The organism is Aeromonas rivipollensis (genome assembly GCF_010974825.1).
Taxonomy (GTDB): Bacteria; Pseudomonadota; Gammaproteobacteria; order Enterobacterales; family Aeromonadaceae; genus Aeromonas; species Aeromonas rivipollensis.
In genome coordinates this window covers 1-2,120 of sequence record NZ_JAAILA010000050.1, presented here as the reverse complement: position 1 = coordinate 2,120, position 2,120 = coordinate 1, and the positions used below count along the sequence as shown (strand labels likewise).

The 2,120-nt window shown below is 57.1% G+C and carries 1 protein-coding gene; it reads right to left on the bottom strand.

The genetic code is table 11. From position 1 onward, the window contains the following. Positions 1-2,120 (bottom strand): T1SS-143 repeat domain-containing protein (locus G4923_RS20800; RefSeq protein ID WP_163138172.1); only part of this gene is annotated, 2,120 nt, incomplete at both ends.

Below are 2,120 nucleotides of genomic sequence, written 5' to 3'. Positions count from 1 at the left end.
GCGTTGCTGTCGGTGCTGCCATTGAAGCCGACGACCTGGCTGACCGCCGCGTCGTCTGCCCCCTTGACGTCAGCCCCCGCACCACCGGCACCGCCCGTGGTACCCAGCCCGGTGATGACGTTGCCGGTGACCGGGGTGAACACCCCTTCGACGGCGCTGTCCGCATCGTTGTTGGCCATTGGCACATCGTCTTCGACATGGATCAGGAAGCTGCCGGCCAAGGTGCCAGTGCCGCCTGTGGCCTTCAGGATGCTGGTGAAATCTAGGGTCAGCAGTTCGTTGTCATCGCCATTACCCAGCGGATGATCCAGCGACTTGACCAAGTTGAACTGATAGCTGCCATTTGAACCGACCTGAAGTGTGAACACAGTCGCCCCATTGGCCGTGGCAGTCATGGTATCACCCACTACCGTATAGACCAGCGCCACGCCACCCGAACTGGCCGGGGTTACACCACTGGTATTAGTGTTGAGGCTGATGGTCGCGGAATTGTCCGGGCCGACAATCAAGGGGGCAACGGTGCCACTGACGCTATTGGTGACGCTGTCACTATCGGTGATCCCACTTGGCAACTCATCCTCATCGACATAAGCCTGCACCGAGCCCACATCTTCGACATACAGATGCAGGGTGGCCGTGGCCGGATCGCCGTCCTTATCGATCAGGATGTATTGGAAGTCTTCGGTGAGATCACCATTCACATTGGCGGGAGCCTGATAACTCCATGCCCCAGTGGAGAAGTTGAAGCTCAGCTTGCCACCCGCGGGAGTAGTGACGGCCGTCAGCTGCTGATCGCCATCGAGCACCCCGTCCCAGCTGTAGGTGGTCGCGCCAATCTTGATGGACTGGATATAACCTGGACCATCAGCGCCATAGGCATCATCGTCCCCACCACCCACGACATTGTTTGAGCCGCTGAGCACATTGCCTTGCACCAGGCCGCCTATCACCTGATTGAGCAGGGTGTTGACCAGGTCACTGAAGTTATTAACCCGCAGCGGCATGTTATTCGGGCCGGCATCCAGGTCGACTTCTTGCAGGCGCACATCATTGATCCCATTACCAATGCCTATGGTGGTGACATTGACCAGGTTGGTATCGACGAAATTGTTCCAGTTGGTTGCCACCGTGTTGGTGAGTGAAGCACCACCTGGGCCGGTTTGTTCATTGGGGTCACCATCGCTGATGAAGACCACCTGGTTACTCCAACCCGGGATCGGCGTGTAAGAGATCATGGTCTGCTCAATGGCATCGGTGAAGTCGGTGCTGCCATTGAATGGACGTATACCGCCGGGCTCCTGTGGGTTCAACGAATTAACCAGATTAGTGAACGCGGTGACATTATCGGTTGGCAAATACGCGATGGAATCGCCGGAAAATGCCACGATCTGGATCTTGACTTGGCCACCAGAGGTATTGAACAGCGCCTGTCCTGCAGTACGTACTGCATCCAGCATGATGTTCAGCTCGCTATTGTCGATACTGCCGCTGAAGTCGAGCACGAATACCATATTGATGTTCTGAGACTGACCGGCAAGCACGGTAGCGTAGTCATCTTGGGCCACAGGAATATCATCCTGCACATCGATGACGAATGACCCTTTCGTGAAGCCCTGGACCCGATCACCATCCCCATCGGTAGCAACCAGGACACCCGAGAAGTCGATAGGTACCGGCAGCAACTCATTATCGCCATTCGGCAACCCTTCCTTGACAGGATGATCCAGCGGTCCCTTCAGGGTGAAGGAGTAATCACCGTCAGCAGCCACGGTCAAGGTGAAGATCACTGTCCCGCCTGCGGTTGCTGTCAACACATTGCCCGCCACGCTATAACTCAGCGCCACGCCACCGCTGCTCAGCCCTTGTGAGACCAGTGAACTGACGTTATTCGACAGACTGAATACGCCAGGACCATCGGCCCCGAATTCCACCAAGGTATTCAGAGAGCCCGAAGTATCACTGACCGTGGTGGTCTGCCCGGGCCCTTCATGGTTACCCTCATGGGGAGCACCGCCAGCCAGTGTCAGGGCATCCTCCTGTACCGAGCCATGCACAATGGGGCCTTGCCCATTACCAGACTGCACGGGGCCATCGTCCTCAAAGCGGAACACGCCGCCGGT